Annotated in this window: 2 protein-coding genes; both read left to right on the top strand. The window is 55.9% G+C overall.

Translation table 11 applies throughout. The features are described 5' to 3' along the window. The first annotated feature begins 151 nt into the window (after positions 1-151). The gene (locus ABD059_RS09925) at positions 152-370 is read left to right on the top strand and encodes a hypothetical protein (RefSeq protein ID WP_343879584.1); all 219 of its coding nucleotides are present in this window, start codon (positions 152-154) and stop codon (positions 368-370) included. A gap of 170 nt (positions 371-540) precedes the next feature. After that, the gene (locus ABD059_RS09930) at positions 541-1,080 is read left to right on the top strand and encodes a class I SAM-dependent methyltransferase (protein WP_343879586.1); all 540 of its coding nucleotides are present in this window, start codon (positions 541-543) and stop codon (positions 1,078-1,080) included. Positions 1,081-1,121 lie beyond the last annotated feature (41 nt).

Raw genomic sequence — 1,121 nt, forward strand, 5'->3', positions numbered from 1 at the left:
GGCGGTAAAGACCGGCCGAGACTTTTTCTCAGACATAAGCACAATCCTCTCAAACCGTGTCTCACATCATTGATACACCTCAGCTGCATGGTTTCTCTGGGGGATTGCTTTCGGGCCGGAGGACGTCGTTAGCGACTCAAGAGTCGCTTCAGTGATCACCGACCAATGGTTGGCTCGGGTGTACGCAGCATGGTCAATTGTGGGGAAAATTGGTGCGGCCGGAGCCTACGTTCTCGTCATCGCTATCGGTGATCTTGATATTCAGTTCGGCTTCGTCACGATCGGGCTGCTGTACGCGGTCATCCTTCCTGTCCTCATCATCGTCCTGCCAAAAGAAACAAGAGAGAGGACGCCTTTACCTAAGACCTGAACCAGCAAACGCCACTTTCGGTCACCCGGTGTGGCCGGTAACGATGGTAAGTGGGACGGGTCACCGGAGACATTATCCCGATTGATCGATGTATTGATCTTCGAGTCCGTGGTTGCACTGTGCCTTTAGCCCCTCGCTGTAAAGTGTGGGGCTTCGAGTACTCTGGCTCGATGACTGACTCTCATGCCTCAGATTTGTACGATGCCGTCAACACCTGGGGCATTGATGATGAGTTCTTTCTGAAATTCGCTACAGCGGTCCCTGCTGCCCGGGTGCTCGACCTAGGCTGCGGCACCGGACGCGTGACTCTTGCGGTCGCGCTGGCAGGCGGCAAGGTCACAGGTGTAGACCCTAATGGGACAAGACTAGAAGCGGCACGGGCAAAGCCGGAGGCCGGACGTGTGGAATGGATCGAGGGTGACTCGACGGCGATTCCACCGGACCACGAGTTCGACGCTGCAATTATGAGCGCGAATGTTCCTCAGGAAATTCTCGACGACGCGGAATTAGCTCGGTCTTTCGCCGATATCGCAGGTCATCTCGTCCCGGGCGGTCGGCTTGCTTTCAACAGCCGTGACCCAAAGGCACGAGGGTGGGAAGCATGGACAAAAGAGTGCAGCCACAAACTGGTCCAGCTTCCCGAAGGGGAGAGTCAGCACTGGTACCAAACTGGTTGGGCCCCCGTTAGCAGTCCAGCGTCTATGCGATAGCTGATTGGTTTTCTTGCGTCCAGTTTTCCCAGTAGCGGTTG

It is taken from the genome of Arthrobacter flavus (assembly GCF_039526005.1).
Taxonomy (GTDB): Bacteria; Actinomycetota; Actinomycetes; order Actinomycetales; family Micrococcaceae; genus Arthrobacter_D; species Arthrobacter_D flavus.

Excerpts from the sequence above, each read along its gene's own strand:
- ABD059_RS09930 (WP_343879586.1), top strand. The coding sequence starts at position 541 with ATGACTGACTCTCATGCCTCAGATTTGTACGATGCCGTCAACACCTGG.